We start from the raw sequence: 16,885 nt of genomic DNA, 5'->3' as shown, positions 1-16,885 counted from the left end.
CCGGGGCCGGCACCGGCTCGGGAGCGGTCGCCGGCCGGACGACGTCCTCGGCGCTCGCCGCGGCGGCGCGGCTGGTGCGGCCGGCGGACCGGGTCCCGCCCGACCCTTCGGCGGCCGGCGGGGACGCGGTCGCCGCCCGGTCGGTCGACCTGCCATCGGTGCCGTCGGTGACCGCGGCGCTCGCCGCGGCTGCCGTCGGCGCCGGGGCGGCGGTGGCGCTGGCCCGCGGGTCGCGGTGGCGTCGGATCGGGGTCTCCGTCGGCATCGGCGGGCCGGGCGGGGTCGGGAACGGCGCCGGCTACGCCCGGGTGGACGTCGACGGGATCGACCCGCCGGGCGCGGTCGCCGCCGCCGTCGCCGCCGCCCTGCGGGAGCCGGCACCGGCCGTCGAGCAGCGCCATCCGTCGCCGGCGCTCCGGCTGCTGGCCCCGGTGGCCGGCCGCCTGTCGGACACCGTGCTCGTCTCCAACCTCGGCCGCCTCACCCTGCCGGGCGTCGCCCGGCTGGCCTTCTTCCCGGTGGCGAGGGGCCGGTCGGCGGTGGCGGTCGGCTGCGCGACCGCGGGCGACGGGCCGGCCGTCGTCACCGTGCGGGCGCGGGACCTGGCGCCGGCGACGGTCGGCTCGCTGCTCGACGACCTCGTCGACCGGTTCCGGTGAGGCCCGCCCGCCTGGCCCGCTCGAGCAGCGGCCGCTCGACGGCGACGTAGCTGGCCGTCGCCGTCAGCAGCGTGCCGGCCACGGCGGTGCCGAGCACGGGGAGGAACCGGGGCGCCTCCCCGGCCTCGCCGGCCCGGCGCACGGCGTCGACCACCCAGGTCAGGTGCCAGAGGAAGACGCCGTAGGACACGAGCCCGGCCAGGACGACCGGCCGGCTGCGGAGGAACCGGCGGACGAGGCCGCGGTCCTGGGCGCCGAACACCGCGGGAGCGACGAGGAGCACGGCAACCAGCCCGGCGAGCGACTGGCGGGCCAGGTACCGGCCGGTGCCGATCGGGGCGAGGCCGACGGGCAGGTCGAGCTGGCACAGGGCCCAGAACAGGCAGCCGGCCGCCAGCCAGGTGAGGCCGGGCGAGGCGCCGAGCGACCAGCCGACGGTGCCGTCGGCCCGCCGCACGGTCGCCGCCGCGCTGGCGACGGCGAGGCCCATGCCGAGGGCGAACACGTCGAGCCAGGCCGGCAGCCAGGCGTAGCCGAGGCTGGTGTCGAGGGCGAGGAGCACGACCTTGAAGGCCAGGCTGGCGACGACGAGGACGGCGAGCCCGGCGACCTGGGCCCTGGTGCGGCGGGCCACCGTCCCACCGACCCGGGCGAGCAGCGCCGCCCAGACCGGCAGGAACACGTAGAACGACACCTCGGTGCAGAGGCTCCAGGCCTGGACGAGGCCGTCGAAGAAGTGGTCGACGGAGTAGATCTGGAAGAGCCCGGCGAGGATGGCCCACGAGCCGACGCCGCCGACGTCGACCTGGTCGAAGGCCAGGGCCGTCACTACGAGCGCCACCCAGTAGGCCGGCAGGATGCGCACCGCCCGCCGGAGCAGGTAGCGGCCGGCCGCCGGGCCGGGCTCGCCGGTCAGGTGGGCGACGACGTAGGGGCGGTAGAGCAGGAAGCCGGAGAGGACGAAGAACACGGCGACGCCGACGTCGAGGTGGACGAGGTAGTTCGCCCCGGTCCCGTCGGCGGTGCGCCCGGTGAGGGTGGCGGCGTGGAAGACGAGCACGGCCCCGGCCGCCACCGCCCGCAGCCCGTCGCAGCACGGGAACCGGACCGCCGTCCCGCCCGCCAGCGCCGGGCTCTCGAGCCCGCCGACCTCGCCGCCGTCGCCACCGGCAGCCGGCTCGGCGCCGGCGTCGGGCGGGGGCGGGTCGGCCCGGCGGTGCACGGCCGGCGAGGGTACCGGGCCACCGGCCGGCGCCTCGGCCAGGCGGGGTCGGGACGGCGAGGCCGCCCACCGCCGCCCGCGATGAGGGTCGGACGGAGGCCGTCGGGCCCGGCCGCGAGCGCGAGCCGTCGAAGGCGGCCGGACGGCGAGGCCGTCGGGCCCGGCCGCGAAGGCGAGCCGTCGAAGGCGGCCGGACGGCGAGGCCATCGGAGGCGGCCCGACGGCGGGGGCGTCGACGGCGGCCGGACGGCGGGGTGGGCGGCGCGGTCGGGTCCGAGTCGTCGGCGAGCTCGGGCGGGCTGCCGGGCGGCCTACCGGTCGGCGCCGCGCCGGCCGCGGCGAACGGGTCGGGGGGCGCCGCGACCGACGGGCCGGCCGTCTCAGGACCGGAGGACGAGGCCCTTGTAGCCGTCGGCGAAGCCGGCGGCGCGGAGGGCGTCGGCGAGGGGGGAACGGGCGGCGGGGATGCCGTCGATGCGGGCGATCTCGAGGCGGCGGACGCGGCCGTCCTTGACCAGGCCGGCCAGCGCGTCGGCCCAGCCGGGGAGGTCGGGGGTGGCCTCGAACGTGACCAGGGTGCGGCCGCCCCGCTCGACGTGCGCTGCCGGGCGGCCGCCGACCAGCACCACGTGGGCGCCGGCCGCCCTGGCCGGGGCGGCCCGGCGCTCCTCGCCGGCGGCGGCGGGCGGCCAGGGCAGCGCGGCACCGTAGGGCTGGGCGGGGTCGGTGGCGGCGAGGACGAGCACGTCGTCCGGGCTGGGCTCGCCGGGCACGTCGCGGAAGGCGCGCAGCCGGTCGACGGCGCCGGGCAGGGCGAACTGGGCCGCCCCCAGGCCGGCGACGAAGTAGCCCCGGCGCACGGTCCCCCGCTCCTCCAGCGCCTTGAGCACCGGGTAGACGGCGGCGAACCCGCCCTCGACCCCCTCGCTCCTCGCCGCCTCCCGAGTGAGCACGCCGTGGCGCTCCAGCAGCTGGGCGGCCCGGGCGGCGGCCGCCTCCGTGGGCGACGGCACCGGGGCCAGCAGCGGGGCGACCAGCGACCACCGCCCGGCCCCGGCCGGCGGGCCGAGCCGGCTGAGCCGCCCGGGACGGGGCCGGGCCCGCCCACCGCGCGCCCGCGCCGAATTGCCGCCGCCGGCCCGCCGCCCGGCGCCGGACAGCAGCGCCCGGACCGGCGCCAGCGAGTCGTTGGTGACCTCGCCGGCCCAGACGAGGTCCCACAGCGCGGCGAGCACCTCGCCGTCGGCGTAGCCGAGGCCGGCCTCGGCCGCGGCGGCGACGAGGTCGGGCCAGAAGGAGGCGCCCCGCTCGGCCAGCCGGCGGCGCAGCGCGTCGTGCAGCGGCCCGTCGGGCGCCTCGGCCGCCGGCCCGCCGACGAGGAGGCCGACCTGGTCGCGGAAGCAGAGCCGCAGCCGCCCGTCGTTCGACCCGAGCGGCCCGGCGCCGACCCAGACGACCTCGCCCGCGGTGCACAGCTGGTCCAGCAGGTCGGCCCGGTAGCCCTGGACCCGCAGCGGCAGCACGTCGGCCTCGAGCACCGAGGCCGGCACGGCCACCCCCTGGAGCTGGCCGACCACCTCGACGACGGCGTCGAGCCCTCGCCGGGGCGAGCCGACGCCCTGCCACTCGGGCAGGAACCGGGCCAGGGCGGCGGCTTCGACCGGCTCGACCTCCCGGCGCAGGACGGCCAGCGAGCGCCGGCGCAGCACCCGCAGCACGTCGTCGTCGCACCACTCGCGCTCGACCCCGCCCGGCCGGAACTCGCCCCGCACCACCCGCCCGTCGGCCTCCAGCGCCTCGAGCGCCGGGCGCACCCGGTCGGCGGCGACGCCGAGCCAGGCGGCGACCTGGGCGGTCAGGAACGGGCCGTGCGTCCTGGCGTAGCGGGCGACGAGGTCGCCGAGCGGGTCGGGCACCGGGTCGGTGAAGGCGGCCGGCAGCCCGGGCGGCACGGCGACGCCCAGCGCGTCCCGAAGCCGGCCGGCGTCCTCCGCCGCCGCCACCCGCTCCTCGCCGGCCACCACGACCCGCACGGCCCGCCGCTCGGCGACCAGGGCGTCGACCAGCGGACCGGCCGCCACCTCGCACCGGGCGTCGACCCCCTCGACGGTGAGCGGGCCGAGCACCCGCAGCAGGTCGTGGACCTCGTCGGCGTCGCGGGCGCGGCGGCCGTCGGCCAGGCGCTGGAGCTCGAGCTCGAGGTCGGCGAGCACGCCCGCGTCGAGCAGCTCCCGCAGCTCCTCGGCGCCGAGCAGGTCGCGGAGCAGCTCGCGGTCGAGGGCCAGGGCCGCGGCCCGGCGCTCGGCCAGCGGCGCGTCGCCCTCGTACATGTAGACGGCGATCCAGCCGAACAGCAGCGACGACGCGAACGGCGACGCCCGCGGCGTGTCGACGGGCACGACCCTGATCCGCCGCGAGCGCAGGTCGACCAGCACCTGGCGCAGGCCGGGCACGTCGAACACGTCCTGGAGGCACTCCCTCGTCGTCTCCAGCAACACGGGGAACGTCGGGTGCCGGGCCGCCACGGCCAGCAGGTCGGCCGCCCGCTGGCGCTGCTGCCACAGCGGGGTGCGGCGATCCGGCCGCCGCCGAGGCAGCAGCAGCGCCCGCGCCGCGCACTCCCGGAACCGGGCCGCGAACAGGGCGGTGCCGGGCAGCGCCGACACGACGACGTCCTCGATCCGCTCGGGCGGCACGAGGAGCTCGTCGACCGGGAACTCGTCGACGGCCTCGGGGAGCCGGACGACCATGCCGTCGTCGCTCCACAAGACCTCGACGGCCATCCCCCACCGCTCCTCGAGCCGGTGCTGGAGGGCCATCGCCCACGGCGCGTGCACCCGGGCGCCGAACGGGGACAGCACGCACACCCGCCAGTCGCCGATCTCGTCGCGGAAGCGCTCGACCACGACCGTGCGGTCGTCCGGCACCGCGCCCGTCGCCTCCGCCTGCTCCTCCAGGTAGCGGAGCAGGTTCAGGGCGGCCAGCTCGTCCAGCCCCGACCGCTCCCGCAGCCGGGTGACGGCCTCCCGCGCCGGCAGCTCCCGCACCGTGCGCACGAACTCGCCGACGGCCCGCCCGAGCTCGAGCGGCCGGCCCGGCCCGTCGCCGTGCCAGAACGGCATCTTCCCCGGCTGCCCGGGCGCGGGGGTGACGACGACCCGCTCGAAGGTGATCTCCTCGATGCGCCAGGTGCTCGCGCCCAGCAGGAATGTCTCGCCCGGGCGGCTCTCGTAGACCATCTCCTCGTCCAGCTCGCCGACCCGGGTGCCGTCGGGCAGGAACACGCCGAACAGGCCGCGGTCGGGGATGGTCCCGCCGCTGGTGACGGCCAGCCGCTGGGCGCCGGCCCGGCCCCGGATCACGCCCTGGACGCGGTCCCACACGACCCGCGGCCGCAGCTCGGCGAACTCCTCGGACGGGTAGCGGCCGGCGAGCAGGTCGAGCACCGAGTGCAGGACCTCGTCGGAGACGTCGGCGAACGGCGCCGCCCGCCGGACCAGCGCGGCCAGCCCGTCGACCGGCCAGTCGTCCATGGCCGCCATGGCGACGACCTGCTGGGCGAGGACGTCGAGCGGGCTCCTCGGGTAGCGGGTGGACTCGATCAGCCCCTCGCGCATGCGGTCGACCACGACGGCGGCCTCGACGAGGTCGGCCCGGTGCTTCGGGAACAGCTTCCCCCGCGACGGCTCCCCCACCTGGTGCCCGGCCCGGCCGATGCGCTGGAGGCCCCGGCTGACGGCGCCGGGCGACTCCACCTGCACGACGAGGTCCACGGCGCCCATGTCGATCCCGAGCTCCAGCGAGCTGGTGGCGACGAGGCCCTTCAGCCGGCCCGTCTTCAGCTCGTCCTCGATGGCCAGGCGCCGCTCCCGGCTGAGCGACCCGTGGTGGGCCTTGACCAGCTCCACCCCGCCCTCGGGGGCCGGGGGCTGGCCGAGGGCCTCGCCGGCGCGCTCCTCCCCGCCGGCGGCCAGCTCGTTGAGCCGGGTGGCCAGCCGCTCGGCCAGGCGCCGGGCGTTGACGAACACGAGCGTGGACCGGTGGGACCGCACCAGCTCGAGGAGGCGGGGGTGGATGGCCGGCCAGATGCTCTGGCGCACCGGCCCGGCCGCCGCCGGCCCGCTGACCGGCTCGTCCACCACCCGGCCGAGCTCGCCCATGTCCTCCACCGGGACGACGACCTCGACCTCGAGCGGCTTGCGGACCCCGGCGTCGACGACGGTGACCGGGCGGGGCCCCCGGTCCGGCCCGATGCCGCCGAGGAACCGGGCGATCTCGTCGAGCGGGCGCTGGGTGGCCGACAGCCCGATGCGCTGGGGCGGCGCCTCGCACACGGCCTCGAGCCGCTCCAGGGTCAGCGCCAGGTGCGAGCCGCGCTTGGTGGCGGCGAGGGCGTGGATCTCGTCGACGATCACCCACCGCACCCCTCGCAAGGTGTCCCGAGCCCTCGACGTCAACATGAGGTAGAGGGACTCCGGCGTGGTGATCAGCACGTCCGGCGGGCGGCGGACCAGGGCCCGGCGCTCCTCGGCCGGGGTGTCGCCGGTGCGCATGCCGACGGTGGGCTCCACGACCGGCTCGCCGAGGCGGTCGGCGGCCAGGCGGATGCCCTGGAGCGGGGCCCGCAGGTTCTTCTCGACGTCGACCGCCAGCGCCCGCAGCGGCGACACGTAGACCAGCCGGGTGCGCCGCTCCTCCGGCGGGAGCGGCTCGGTCGTGAGCCGGTCCAGCGCCCAGAGGAAGGCGGCGAGGGTCTTGCCCGAGCCGGTGGGGGCGAGGATCAGGGTGTGGCGGCCGGCGGCGATGGCCGGCCAGCCCTGCTCCTGGGCCGGGGTGGGCGCGGCGAACGACGTGGTGAACCAGGCCCGAACGGCCGGCGAGAACGAGTCCAGCACCACGGGGCCCACCCTACGCAGGGGGTGTGACGGGAACGCCGGCCGGACGGGCCGGCGGGGGGTCAGCCGGTGGCGTCGCGGCCGTAGCGGCGGACGTCGGCCGACCCGAGGCCGCGCAGCACGTCCTCGGCCTTGCCGGCGAGGCCGGCGTCGTCGGTGTGCACGGCGACGGCGACGGTGCCGTCGACCCGGCGCCCGAACGTGTCCTCGAGGGCCTCGGCGTTGACGGGGATCTCCTTGCCGCCCGTCCAGAACCCGACGATGGCCCCGCCGAACAGGAACCCGGCGATGAACGAGGCGACCGACGCCGGCATCCGGGGCTCGACGCCGATCAGGTTGATCACGAGCACGAGGATGGCGCCCGACACGATGCCGCCGATCACGGCGCCGCCGATGGCCCACTTGGCGACGTGCTTGGTGACCGCCACGTCCTGCTCGCGGGCGGCGGCGCCGGTGGCCGGCGCCGTGTCGCCGCCGTGCAGGACGATGTCGCCGGCCTCGACCCCCGCCCGCTCCAGCTGCTGCATGGCCTTCCGGGCCTGCGTGAGGTCGCCGAAGGTGGCAAGGAGGTTGTGCTCCGCCGCCGGTCGGGAGGTGTTCGCCATCGCCACCCCGGCTACCCGTGCCCTCGCGGAGGCAAACCCGGCCCGGTCGCGTGCCCGAACGTGCCCGGTCGTAGACTTCGCGCCCGTGGCCGACTACCGCGCGCCCGAGTTCCACCCGGCGTTCGAGGAGTACTGCGAGGCGGTGTTCGAGCTCCACGAGGACGACGTCGAGGTGATCCAGGCCCGCATCGCCGAGCGCCTCGGCGTGTCCCGCCCGGCGGTCTCCGAGATGATCCGGCGGATGGAGGCCCAGGGCTTCGTCGAGATCGCGGGGACCGTCCGCCTGACCGAGGCCGGCACCCGCCTGGCCGAACGCGTCGTCCGCCGCCACCGCCTGGCCGAGCGCTTCCTCACCGACGTGCTGGGGCTGTCGTGGGCCGAGGCCCACCGCGAGGCCGGCAAGTGGGAGCACGTGATCTCCGACAGCGTCGAGCGGGCCATGGACCGCCTGCTCGGGGCGCCGACCACCTGCCCGCACGGCAACCCCATCCCGGGCTCCTCGTACACGTCGCCCGAGACCATGCCCCTCGCCGACGTGGCGGTGGGCGACCGCTTCGTCGTCACCCGGATCCCCGAGGAGTTGGAGTTCACGCCGGGGATGCTCGAGTTCCTGGAGGACGCGTCGCTCCAGCCCGGCCAGCGGGGCGAGGTGACGGCGTCGTCCGCCGACGGGACGACCGTGCACATCGACGGCCGCCCCGTCGGCATCCAGCCCTTCGCCAGCCACCGCATCCTCGTGACGCGGGGCTGACCCAGGGCGTCAGTCCGACGTCGAGCCGGAGCCGGAGCCGGACCCCGAGCCCGACCCGGAGCCGGACCCCGAGCCGGTGTCGCGGACCGACGAGCCGTCGTCGCCGCAGCCGGCGATCACGAGCGTGGCGGCCACCACCGCCGCGGTCAGGAAGCGGACGGGACGGGACGGGGACATGGCTCCTCCGAGGTGAGGGTTCGGGCGGGGACGGGCCGGCGCACGGTGCGCCGGCCGTACAGGGCGAGGGCGGCGACGGCCGCCACCCACGCGACGTGCAGCGCCCACGTCCAGGCCGACGGGGCGCGGTAGTCGGGCAGGAGGGGGCGGACGAGGCGGACGAGCGGCGCCGTGGTCGCGTCGACGTCGATGACGAGGCGCAGGCGGCCGGCCAGCACCTCGGCGCCGTACCAGGCGGCCGTGAGCGCCCCGACCCCGCCGGCGACGGCCAGCAGAATCGGGCCCCGGGCGAGGCGGGCGGCCCACCAGGCGACGGCGACGACGGCGAGGGGCAGGACGGCGACGACCTGGCGGCCGGGGAACCACCAGCCGTGCATGGTCAGGGCGAGGAAGGTGGCCGTGAGCCAGCCGGCGGCCAGGGGCAGGGCCAGCACCCCCCACCGGCGGGGGCGGGCGGCGAGCAGGGCGCCGAGGGCGGGGACGGCGAGGAGCCAGCCCGGCTGCCACGCGGCCAGGCCGAAGCCCCGGTCGACGAGCAGCCCGACGAGCCGGGACGACCGGCCGGCGTAGTCGGGGTCGACCCCCATGACCGTCGCCTCGCCGCCGACGAAGTGGTCGCCGGCGGCGTACACCGTCCACCCGCCGTAGAGCAGGCGGTGGACGACGACGAAGGCCACGCCGGCGGCGGCCAGCCCGGCGACCAGGCCGAGCGCGGCGCGGCCCCGGCCCGACCGCCACAGCCGCCACAGCCCGGCGGCTGCCAGCGCGGCGGCGACCGGCACCGTCTTCACGGCGAGCCACGGCAGGGCGGCGACGGCGACGCCGAGCACGACGAGCCCGCGCCGGCCGAGCGGCCCGGCGGCGGCGCCGGCGGCCACGGTCACGGCCAGGGCGCTCACGATCTCGGGGTACACCTGGGTGCCGTAGAAGGCGAGCGGGGCGGACGCGCCGAAGGCCAGCGCGGCGAGCACGGCGACGGGGACGGGCACGGCGAACCGCTCGACCGCCACCCACACGGTGGCGGCGGCGAGGAGCCCGGCGACGGCGGCCAGGGCGAGCTTGGCCGCCACCCACCCGCCGGCCAGCACCGGCCCGGCGAGGAGCAGGGGCAGGAGCGGGTCGTGGGGGCTGACCCGGCGACCGTCGGCCAGCGGCTCCTCCTGGACCGGCAGCGGCGCCTCGTGGAAGGCCCGCCAGCGCTCGGCGTCCCGCTCGTCGGCGATGTCGAGGTCGCCGTCCTCCCCCAGGCTGATCGCCGTCAGCAGGTACTGGGGCTCGTCGGCCGTCGTCCTCGCGCCGTAGGTGGCGCGCAGCGGCGTGCCGAGCGCGGTCCAGGCCGCCACGGCCAGCGCGGTGAGGACGAGGGCGCGCCGCAGCCCGTGCACGGCCCGACGCTAGACGCCCGGGACGGCGTGTGTAAAGCTCACCTAACATGCACGCCGAGGAGCCCGTCGTCCTCTTCCTGCCCGCCCACGACGAGGTGGCGACCGTCGCCGCCGTCGTCGCCAGGGCCCCCGCCGAGGTCGGCGGCCACCCCGTGCGGGTCCTCGTCGTCGACGACGGGTCGACCGACGGCACCGCCGAGGCCGCCGCGGCAGCCGGGGCCACCGTCGTCACCGTCGCCCACGCCGGCCTCGGTGCCGCCGTGCGCCGGGGCCTCGCCGAGGCGGTGGACGCCGGGGCCATGGCCGTCGCCTTCTGCGACGCCGACGGGGAGTACGACCCGGCCGAGCTCGCCCGCCTGGTCGGGCCGATCCTCGCCGGCGAGGCGGACTACGTCGTCGGCAGCCGGTTCGCGGGCGGGCCCCGGCGCATGCGGCCCCACCGGATGGTGGGCAACCGCGTGCTGACCGGGGCGCTGTCACTGCTGGCCGGCCGCCGCATCACCGACGGCCAGAGCGGCTACCGCGCCCTGTCCAGGGAGGCGGCGGCGGCCGCCGAGGTCGTCCACGACTTCAACTACGCCCAGGTGCTCACCCTCGACCTGCTGGCCAAGGGCTTCCGCTACACCGAGGTCCCGATCTCCTACCGGTTCAGGACGGCCGGGCGGTCCTTCGTCCGCCTCGGCCCGTACCTGCGCCAGGTCGTGCCGGCCGTCTACGAGGAGCTGCGGACCGGGGCCTGGGCGCCGCCCCACCTCGCGACCTCGGCGTCGAGGTCGAGCGGGGCGACCGGCGCGCTGCGCCCGAGCTCGCCCCACGCCTCCCTCGGCACCGCCCACATGACCTCGAGCTCGTTCCCGTCGGGGTCCACGGCGTAGAGCGACTTGCTGGCGCCGTGGTCGGACTGGCCGACCAGGGCGCCGAGCGCCGCCAGCGTGCGCCGCAGTGCGGCCAGGTCCTCGATCGTGGCCACCTCCCAGGCGAGGTGGTAGAGGCCGGTGGCGCCCCGGGGCGGCCGGGGGGCGGACGGCCCGACCCCGAACAGCCCGAGGTCGTGGTGGTTGCCCGACCCCGCCGCCCGCAGGAACGCCGCCCGGCCCCCGGGAACCTCGGCGATCACCTCGAGCCCGAGGGCCCGCCGGTAGAACTCGACCGATGCCGCGACGTCCCTGACGTAGAGGACGGCGTGGTTCAGCCGGGTGACGGTCACGCGTCCGCCTGGCGGATCAGCTCGGCTTCGATCTCGATCTTCACCTTCTTGCCGACGAGCAGGCCGCCGGTCTCGAGCACCTGGTTCCAGGTGAGGCCGAACGCCTCGCGGTCGAGCTCGGTGGTGGCCGAGAAGCCGGCCCGCACGCCGCCCCACGGGTCGGTGGTGACGCCGTGGAACTCGGCGTCGAGGGTGACCGGGTGGGAGACGCCCCGGAGGGTCAGCTCGCCGTCGGCCGCGAAGCGGTCGCCGCCGAGGTGGCGGATCCGGGTCGAGCGGAAGGTCATGGTCGGGTGCTGCTCGGCGTCGAAGAAGTCGCCGGAGCGGAGGTGGCCGTCCCGCTGGGGCTCGCCGGTGTCGACGCTGGCGACGTCGATGGTGGCCTCGGCCGAGGACGTCTCGACGGTGTCGCCGACGACGACGGCGCCCTGGAAGGACGTGAACCGGCCCCTGGTCTTGGCGACGAGGTGGCGGGCCACGAACTCGACCGACGAGTGGCTGGCGTCGACGGCCCAGCGGCCGGCGGCGAGCGGGGTGGTGGTGGGAAGGCTGGCGGCGGTGTCGCTCACGGGGCGCTCCTCGCGTCTGGGGACCTCGGTCCCGGCTGATCCACATGAACCGAACATTTGCTGTGTCAGATTATTCCGAGACAGTCACCGCGCTGTCAAGGGGCGGCGTCGTACCATGGAGGCGTGGACGTGACCGACGCGCCGGCGTGCGGCATCGCCGACGAGCGGCTGACCGCCATGGGGCTGCTGCTCGAGGCCCACGCCCGGCTCGTCCGCGTGCTGGGCGCCGAGCTCGAGCGGGAGTGCGGGATCCCCCTCCTCTGGTACGAGGTGCTGCTGCGCATCGGCCGCTCGGACCAGGGGCGCAAGACGATGAGCGAGCTGGCCAGGGAGGTGAGCCTCACGTCGGGCGGCCTCACCCGCCTCGCCGACCGCATCGAGGCCGCCGGCTACGTCCGCCGCTCGGCCTGCCCGTCGGACCGGCGGGTGTCCTGGCTGTGCCTGACCGAGGCCGGCCGGGCCAAGCTCGACGAGGCGACCGCCGTGCACGTGCGGGGGGTCGACGAGCACCTCACCGGGCGGATGAGCGACGACGAGCGGGCGACCCTGGTCGCCGTGCTCGACCGCCTCCGCCGGCCCTAGCTCAGTCCTCCACCACGTGGCCGCGGAAGCGGCGGCGGGCCTCGGCCCAGGCCCGGCGGTCGTACGTGCCGTCGGGGAGCAGGCAGGCGGCCGCGGCCCAGCCCATGGCCAGCACGTGGTGGGTGTTGTCGCCGACCACGAGGCCCTGGCGGCCGAGGGTGACGAGGCGCGGGTGGGCGTTGGCCCAGGCGTCGAGGGCGGCGACGGCCCACAGGGCGTCGGGGGTGGCCACCGGGTAGACCGACGGCAGGCGCCGGACCTCCACGGCGACCGGGCGCACGGGCGGCAGGTCCTGCCCGGCCAGGTCCCGCAGCACCCGGTCGGCCAGGTCGCCGTCGCCGGCCGACCAGGTCCCGTCCCCCACCGAGCACGGCACCTCCGCGCACAGCACGGTCCGGTCGGGCGGGTCGGCGGGCGAGTCCCGGTAGTTCCTCGGCTCGGACAGCCGGGACAGCGCGACGTCCGCGCCGGGGAAGTAGTGGGCGTCGAACGGGGTCCAGCGGGGCCGGTCGACCACGAGGTACACGAGGGCGAGCCCCCGCACCTCGACGGTGGGCAGCGGGGGCGGCGGCGGGTCGGCCACCAGCCGGGGCAGGGCGCCGAGCGGGAGCGTCGACCAGACGAGGTCGGCCGTCACCTCGCCGCCGTCGGCCGTCGCCACCGCGGCCTCGGCGTCGCCCAGCCGGATCGAGCGCACCTCGGCGCCGAGGCGGACGTCGGCCCCGGCCGCGGTCGCCGCGCCGGCCAGCGCCTCGGCGATGGCCCCGAAGCCGCCGGCCGGGTACAGGAAGCGCCGCCCCTCCGGCCGCCGGGCCCGCAGCACCCTCGCGGCCAGCGCCGTCGCCGACCCGGCGCTCACCCGGCGCCTGGCCAGGTCGGCCGACAGCTCCCCGGCGTCGCGGCCCCACAGCTTCCGGGCGTAGGGGCCGTAGAACTCGTCGGCCACCGCCGCGCCGAACCGGGAGCGCACGACCCCGGCGAAGGAGCCGTCGTCGCCCCGCCGCAGAGGCGCGGCCAGGGCGCCGGCGGCGAACCGGGGCGGCAGGTGGCGGACGAGGTCGCCGGCCCGCAGCGGGAAGGCCACCCACCGCCCGGCCAGGCGGATGCGGCCCCGGCGCTCCCGGCGCTGGAGGCCGCCGGGGCCGAGGAGGTCGTCGAGCGCGGCGAGGATCCCCGGGTCGATCGACGGGTGGAGGCGGTGGCTGCCGTGGTCGACCCGCACGCCGGCGACGGTGAAGCTGCCGGCCATCCCGCCGACCACCGGGGCCCGGTCGAGCACGACCACCTCGTGGCCGGCCGAGGCCGCCCGCCACGCCGCCGCCAGCCCGGCCGGGCCGGCGCCGAGGACGGCGACCCGGGCGCGCACGGGGGCGGACGCTACCTCCGCCGCCACGTAGCCTCCGGGGCATGGAGCGCACGTACTCGGTCCCCGGCATCAGCTGCGACCACTGCAAGACGGCGATCGAGGGCGAGGTCGGCGCGGTGGCCGGCGTCGAGTCCGTGACCGTCGACGTCGGCGCGAAGACCGTGACCGTGGTGGGCGAGGCGCCCGACGAGGCCGTGCGGTCGGCGATCGACGAGGCCGGCTACGAGGTGAGCGCCTGACTCACTCCCGGAGGGCGTCGGGCAGCGCCCCCGTGTGGAGCACGGCCAGGCGCTTGGTCGCCCTGGTGAGCGCCACGTAGAGGGCGCGCAGCCCCTGGGCCTCCTCGTCCACGATGCGGGACGGCTCGACGACGACGGTGGCGTCGAGCTCCAGGCCCTTCACGAGGTGGACGGGCACGATCGTCACCGGCGCGTCGAGGGCGGCCCGGCCGGCCCTGGCGTGGGCCACCCCGGCGGTCGACAGCGCCGCGCTCAGCTCGTCGGCCTGGGAGGCGGCGCAGATCACGGCCAGGGTGCCGGCGCCGACCGCGTCCCGCTCCTGGTCGACCAGGGCGGCGAGGGCCTCGGGCAGCCGGCCGGGCTCGGTGCGGAGGATGCGGGGCGGGCCGCCGCCCTCCCGCACCGACCGGGGCGGGCGCAGGTCGGGGGCGGCCACGGCCAGCACCCGGGCGGCCAGCACCATGTTCTGGGTGGGGATGCGGTAGCCGATCGTCAGCTCCCGGCGGCGGGCCGGGCGGCGGTCGGGCAGGTGGGCGAGCACGTCGTCCCAGCCGTCGTGGGCCCACGCCCCGGTGGCCTGGGCGATGTCGCCGACCACGGTCATCGACCCGTTCAGCGAGCGGCGGGTGATCATCCGCAGCTGCATGGGCGACAGGTCCTGGGCCTCGTCGACGACGATGTGGCCGTACGTGCGGAGCTCGTCGTCCTTGTCCTTCGGCCGGGGGCCGAGCAGGGACCTGGCCTCGTCGAGGAGGGGCACGTCGGCGTCGGTCCACGCCACCCGGCCCACGTCCTCCGAGCGGGGCCGGTACAGCGCCGCCCACTCCTCGGGCTGGAGCGTCCCCCTCGCCGCGAGGGCCAGCAGGGCCGTCGACCCGAACAGGTCGTGGAGCAGCTCGGCCGGGGTGAGCACCGGCCACATGCGTTCCAGCGCCTCGCGGATCTCGGGCGTGCCCCGCAGGCGCTCGCGGACCTGGCCGGCGTCGAGCGGGGTGCGGGCGCTGGCGGCCAGGGCGCCCCACAGCTCGCCCTCCACGAAGCGGCGGCCGGCGTTGTGGGCCCGGAACCGGCGGCGGGCCGTCGACACGATGCGGGACGACTGCTCGGCCGTGCACCGCAGGTAGGTGGGCCCGTACCCGACCACGAGGTCGCCCCGCAGCGGCCGCTGGCGGTCCCGCACCGCCTTGGCCAGCAGGCGGGCCATCCGCTGGTCGCCCTTCACGCGGGCGGCGGCGGCCGGGTCGGTGCCGCTGACGGTCACGTCGGGCAGGAGGTCGGCCAGCACGGCCAGCTCGACGCCGGCCTCGCCGAGCGACGGCAGGACCCGCTCGATGTAGCCGAGGAACAGGCGGTTGGGCCCGAGCACGAGCACGCCCTGCCCCTCGAGCGGGAAGCGGTGGGTGTAGAGCAGGTAGGCGGCCCGGTGGAGGGCGACGACGGTCTTGCCCGTCCCCGGCCCGCCCTGCACGACGAGCACCCCGGGCAGCTCTGCCCGGATGATCTCGTCCTGCTCGGCCTGGATGGTGGCGACGATGTCGCCGAGGCGACCGGTCCTCGCCTGCTCCAGCGCGGTCATCAGGGCGCCCTGGCCGACGATGACGTCGTCCGGCGTGTTCCCGTCCACCCCGAACACCTCGTCCTCGATGTCGAGGAGGGTGCGGCCCCTGGTGGCGAAGTGGCGGCGCCGGGACAGCCCCATCGGGCTGCGGCCGGTCGCCCGGTAGAACGGCTCGGCCACCGGCGCCCGCCAGTCGACGACGAGCGGCTCCTGGTGCTCGTCGGCCACGGCGAGGCGGCCGATGTAGAAGCGCTCGCCGGTCTCCCGGTCGATCCGGCCGAACACGAGGGCGGCGTCGCCCAGCTCCAGCTGGGAGAGGCGCTGGCTGATCGTCTCCTCGATCACGTCCCGCTCGAAGCGGGCCTGCTCGGTGCCACCCCGGCCGACCTCGACCATGGACCGCAGCCGCTCGGCCGAGGCTCGTGCCGCTTCCAGGCACTCGTAGGCGTGGTCGATGTAGGCCTGCTCGGCGGCCAGCTCTGGGTGGAGCGCCATACCGTCCTCTGCTCCGGGGAGTGGACGAGTCTACCGGCGGCCGGCCGCGACGGCGGGCTCTGGCAGGATGCCGGCCGTGACGGAGACCACCGGCCACTACGGCGAGCTGGTCGACACCACCGTGCGGGTGGTGACCTGGAACGTGTGGTGGCGGTTCGGTCCCTGGGAGGAGCGGCTGCCGGCCATCGCGGCCACGCTCGCCGCCCTCGACGCCGACGTCGTGTGCCTCCAGGAGGTGTGGGACGACGGCACGAGGAACCAGGCCGCCGAGCTCGGCGAGCGCCTCGGGCTCCACCACGCCTACGACGCCCACCTGGACCTCGACCGCGTGCGGTTCGGCAACGCCGTGCTGTCCCGCTGGCCGATCACCCGGTCGGAGGGGCGGAACCTGCCGGCGCCGCCGGCCCAGGACGAGCGCCGGCGGGTCATGCGGGCCGACGTGGACGGGCCGAGGGGGCCGATCCAGGTGTTCTGCACCCACCTGAACTGGCGGTTCGACCAGAGCGAGATCCGCCAGGACCAGGTGCGGGCCGTGTGCCGGTTCGTGAAGGAGTCGCCCCACCGGTCGTTCCCGGCCGTCCTGTGCGGCGACCTCAACTCGGCGCCCGACTCGGACGAGATCCGGATGCTCACCGGCCGGGCCACCGTCCCCGAGCCCGGCCTCGTCTTCCATGACGCCTGGGAGGTGGCCGGCGACGGGCCCGGCTTCACCTGGTGCAACGCCAACCCGTTCGCCCGCCTGGACCTCGAGCCCGACCGCCGCATCGACTACGTGCTGGCCGGGTGGCCCAAGAAGGGCGGCCGGGGCCACGTGGTGCGGGCCGAGGTGGTGGGCACCGAGCCGGTCGACGGCGTGCAGCCGTCGGACCACTACGCCGTGCTGGCCGAGCTGCGGTACTGATGGCGACGATCGGGCTGGTGCTCGGGGCCGGCGGCATCGTCGGGCACGCCTGGCACTGCGGGGTCGTCGCCACCCTGGCCAGGGAGACCGGGTGGGACGCCAGGGAGGCGGCCGTCCTGGTCGGCACGTCGGCCGGGTCGAGCGTGGCCGCCACCCTGCGGGCCGGGCTGTCGCCGGCCGACCACCTGGCCAGGGTGACGGGCGGGCCGCTGTCGCCCGGCGGGCGGGCGCTCGTCGGACGGGCCGTCGGCCGGCCGGGCGAGGGGCTCGGCTC

At 77.3% G+C, this 16,885-nt stretch carries 14 protein-coding genes and 1 pseudogene; 7 read left to right on the top strand and 8 right to left on the bottom strand.

The window, feature by feature from the left end:
* Positions 1 to 659 (top strand): hypothetical protein (locus VGB14_19230; GenBank protein ID HEX9995065.1); only part of this gene is annotated, 659 nt, incomplete at its 5' end.
* Here VGB14_19230 and VGB14_19225 read toward each other — a convergent pair.
* From VGB14_19225 to VGB14_19215, 3 genes are all read right to left on the bottom strand, one after another.
* Positions 583 to 1,881, bottom strand: a complete 1,299-nt coding sequence (locus tag VGB14_19225; protein ID HEX9995064.1) for an acyltransferase — start codon at positions 1,879 to 1,881, stop codon at positions 583 to 585. The genes VGB14_19230 and VGB14_19225 overlap by 77 nt on opposite strands.
* A gap of 380 nt (positions 1,882 to 2,261) precedes the next feature.
* The gene (locus tag VGB14_19220) at positions 2,262 to 6,779 is read right to left on the bottom strand and encodes a DEAD/DEAH box helicase (GenBank protein ID HEX9995063.1); all 4,518 of its coding nucleotides are present in this window, start codon (positions 6,777 to 6,779) and stop codon (positions 2,262 to 2,264) included.
* 59 nt (positions 6,780 to 6,838) lie between these two features.
* Positions 6,839 to 7,381, bottom strand: a complete 543-nt coding sequence (locus VGB14_19215) for a hypothetical protein (protein ID HEX9995062.1) — start codon at positions 7,379 to 7,381, stop codon at positions 6,839 to 6,841.
* 85 nt (positions 7,382 to 7,466) lie between these two features.
* Between VGB14_19215 and VGB14_19210 the strand changes: the two genes are divergently transcribed.
* The gene (locus VGB14_19210) at positions 7,467 to 8,132 is read left to right on the top strand and encodes a metal-dependent transcriptional regulator (protein HEX9995061.1); all 666 of its coding nucleotides are present in this window, start codon (positions 7,467 to 7,469) and stop codon (positions 8,130 to 8,132) included.
* Positions 8,133 to 8,278: 146 nt separating this feature from the next.
* Here the strand turns inward: VGB14_19210 and VGB14_19205 are convergent, their stop codons facing one another.
* A complete protein-coding gene (locus VGB14_19205) occupies positions 8,279 to 9,694 on the bottom strand; it encodes a hypothetical protein (protein HEX9995060.1) in 1,416 nt (471 codons plus the stop codon).
* 47 nt (positions 9,695 to 9,741) lie between these two features.
* On the opposite strand from VGB14_19205, the pseudogene VGB14_19200 reads away from it, so the two are divergent.
* Positions 9,742 to 10,227: pseudogene (locus VGB14_19200) on the top strand (glycosyltransferase family 2 protein).
* 179 nt (positions 10,228 to 10,406) lie between these two features.
* On the opposite strand, the gene VGB14_19195 reads toward VGB14_19200, so the two are convergent.
* Together VGB14_19195 and VGB14_19190 are read right to left on the bottom strand one after the other, a co-directional pair.
* Positions 10,407 to 10,901 (bottom strand): VOC family protein, encoded by a 495-nt coding sequence (locus VGB14_19195; GenBank protein HEX9995059.1) that lies wholly within the window; start codon positions 10,899 to 10,901, stop codon positions 10,407 to 10,409.
* The gene (locus tag VGB14_19190; protein HEX9995058.1) at positions 10,898 to 11,470 is read right to left on the bottom strand and encodes a YceI family protein; all 573 of its coding nucleotides are present in this window, start codon (positions 11,468 to 11,470) and stop codon (positions 10,898 to 10,900) included. Before VGB14_19190 ends, VGB14_19195 begins: the two co-directional genes overlap by 4 nt.
* A 123-nt stretch (positions 11,471 to 11,593) precedes the next feature.
* Between VGB14_19190 and VGB14_19185 the strand changes: the two genes are divergently transcribed.
* Positions 11,594 to 12,052 carry a MarR family transcriptional regulator gene (locus VGB14_19185; protein ID HEX9995057.1) on the top strand — a complete coding sequence of 153 codons (459 nt, stop codon included), beginning with the start codon at positions 11,594 to 11,596 and terminating at the stop codon, positions 12,050 to 12,052.
* Position 12,053: 1 nt separating this feature from the next.
* Here the strand turns inward: VGB14_19185 and VGB14_19180 are convergent, their stop codons facing one another.
* Entirely contained in the window at positions 12,054 to 13,418 is a 1,365-nt protein-coding gene (locus VGB14_19180; GenBank protein HEX9995056.1) for an FAD-dependent oxidoreductase, read from the bottom strand.
* A gap of 41 nt (positions 13,419 to 13,459) precedes the next feature.
* On the opposite strand from VGB14_19180, the gene VGB14_19175 reads away from it, so the two are divergent.
* Complete coding sequence (locus VGB14_19175) at positions 13,460 to 13,657, top strand: heavy-metal-associated domain-containing protein (protein ID HEX9995055.1); 198 nt, start codon at positions 13,460 to 13,462, stop codon at positions 13,655 to 13,657.
* A gap of 1 nt (position 13,658) precedes the next feature.
* Here VGB14_19175 and VGB14_19170 read toward each other — a convergent pair whose 3' ends face one another.
* Positions 13,659 to 15,710 (bottom strand): UvrD-helicase domain-containing protein, encoded by a 2,052-nt coding sequence (locus VGB14_19170; protein ID HEX9995054.1) that lies wholly within the window; start codon positions 15,708 to 15,710, stop codon positions 13,659 to 13,661.
* A gap of 76 nt (positions 15,711 to 15,786) precedes the next feature.
* Between VGB14_19170 and VGB14_19165 the strand changes: the two genes are divergently transcribed.
* Positions 15,787 to 16,611 carry an endonuclease/exonuclease/phosphatase family protein gene (locus tag VGB14_19165; GenBank protein HEX9995053.1) on the top strand — a complete coding sequence of 275 codons (825 nt, stop codon included), beginning with the start codon at positions 15,787 to 15,789 and terminating at the stop codon, positions 16,609 to 16,611.
* Positions 16,611 to 16,885: hypothetical protein (locus VGB14_19160; GenBank protein HEX9995052.1), on the top strand; the 275-nt coding region annotated here is incomplete at its 3' end. The genes VGB14_19165 and VGB14_19160, both read left to right, overlap by 1 nt.

Source organism: Acidimicrobiales bacterium (assembly GCA_036399815.1).
Taxonomy (GTDB): domain Bacteria; phylum Actinomycetota; class Acidimicrobiia; order Acidimicrobiales; family DASWMK01; genus DASWMK01.
Note: the sequence above shows the minus strand (reverse complement) of the source record. Positions and strands in the feature narration are given on the sequence as shown.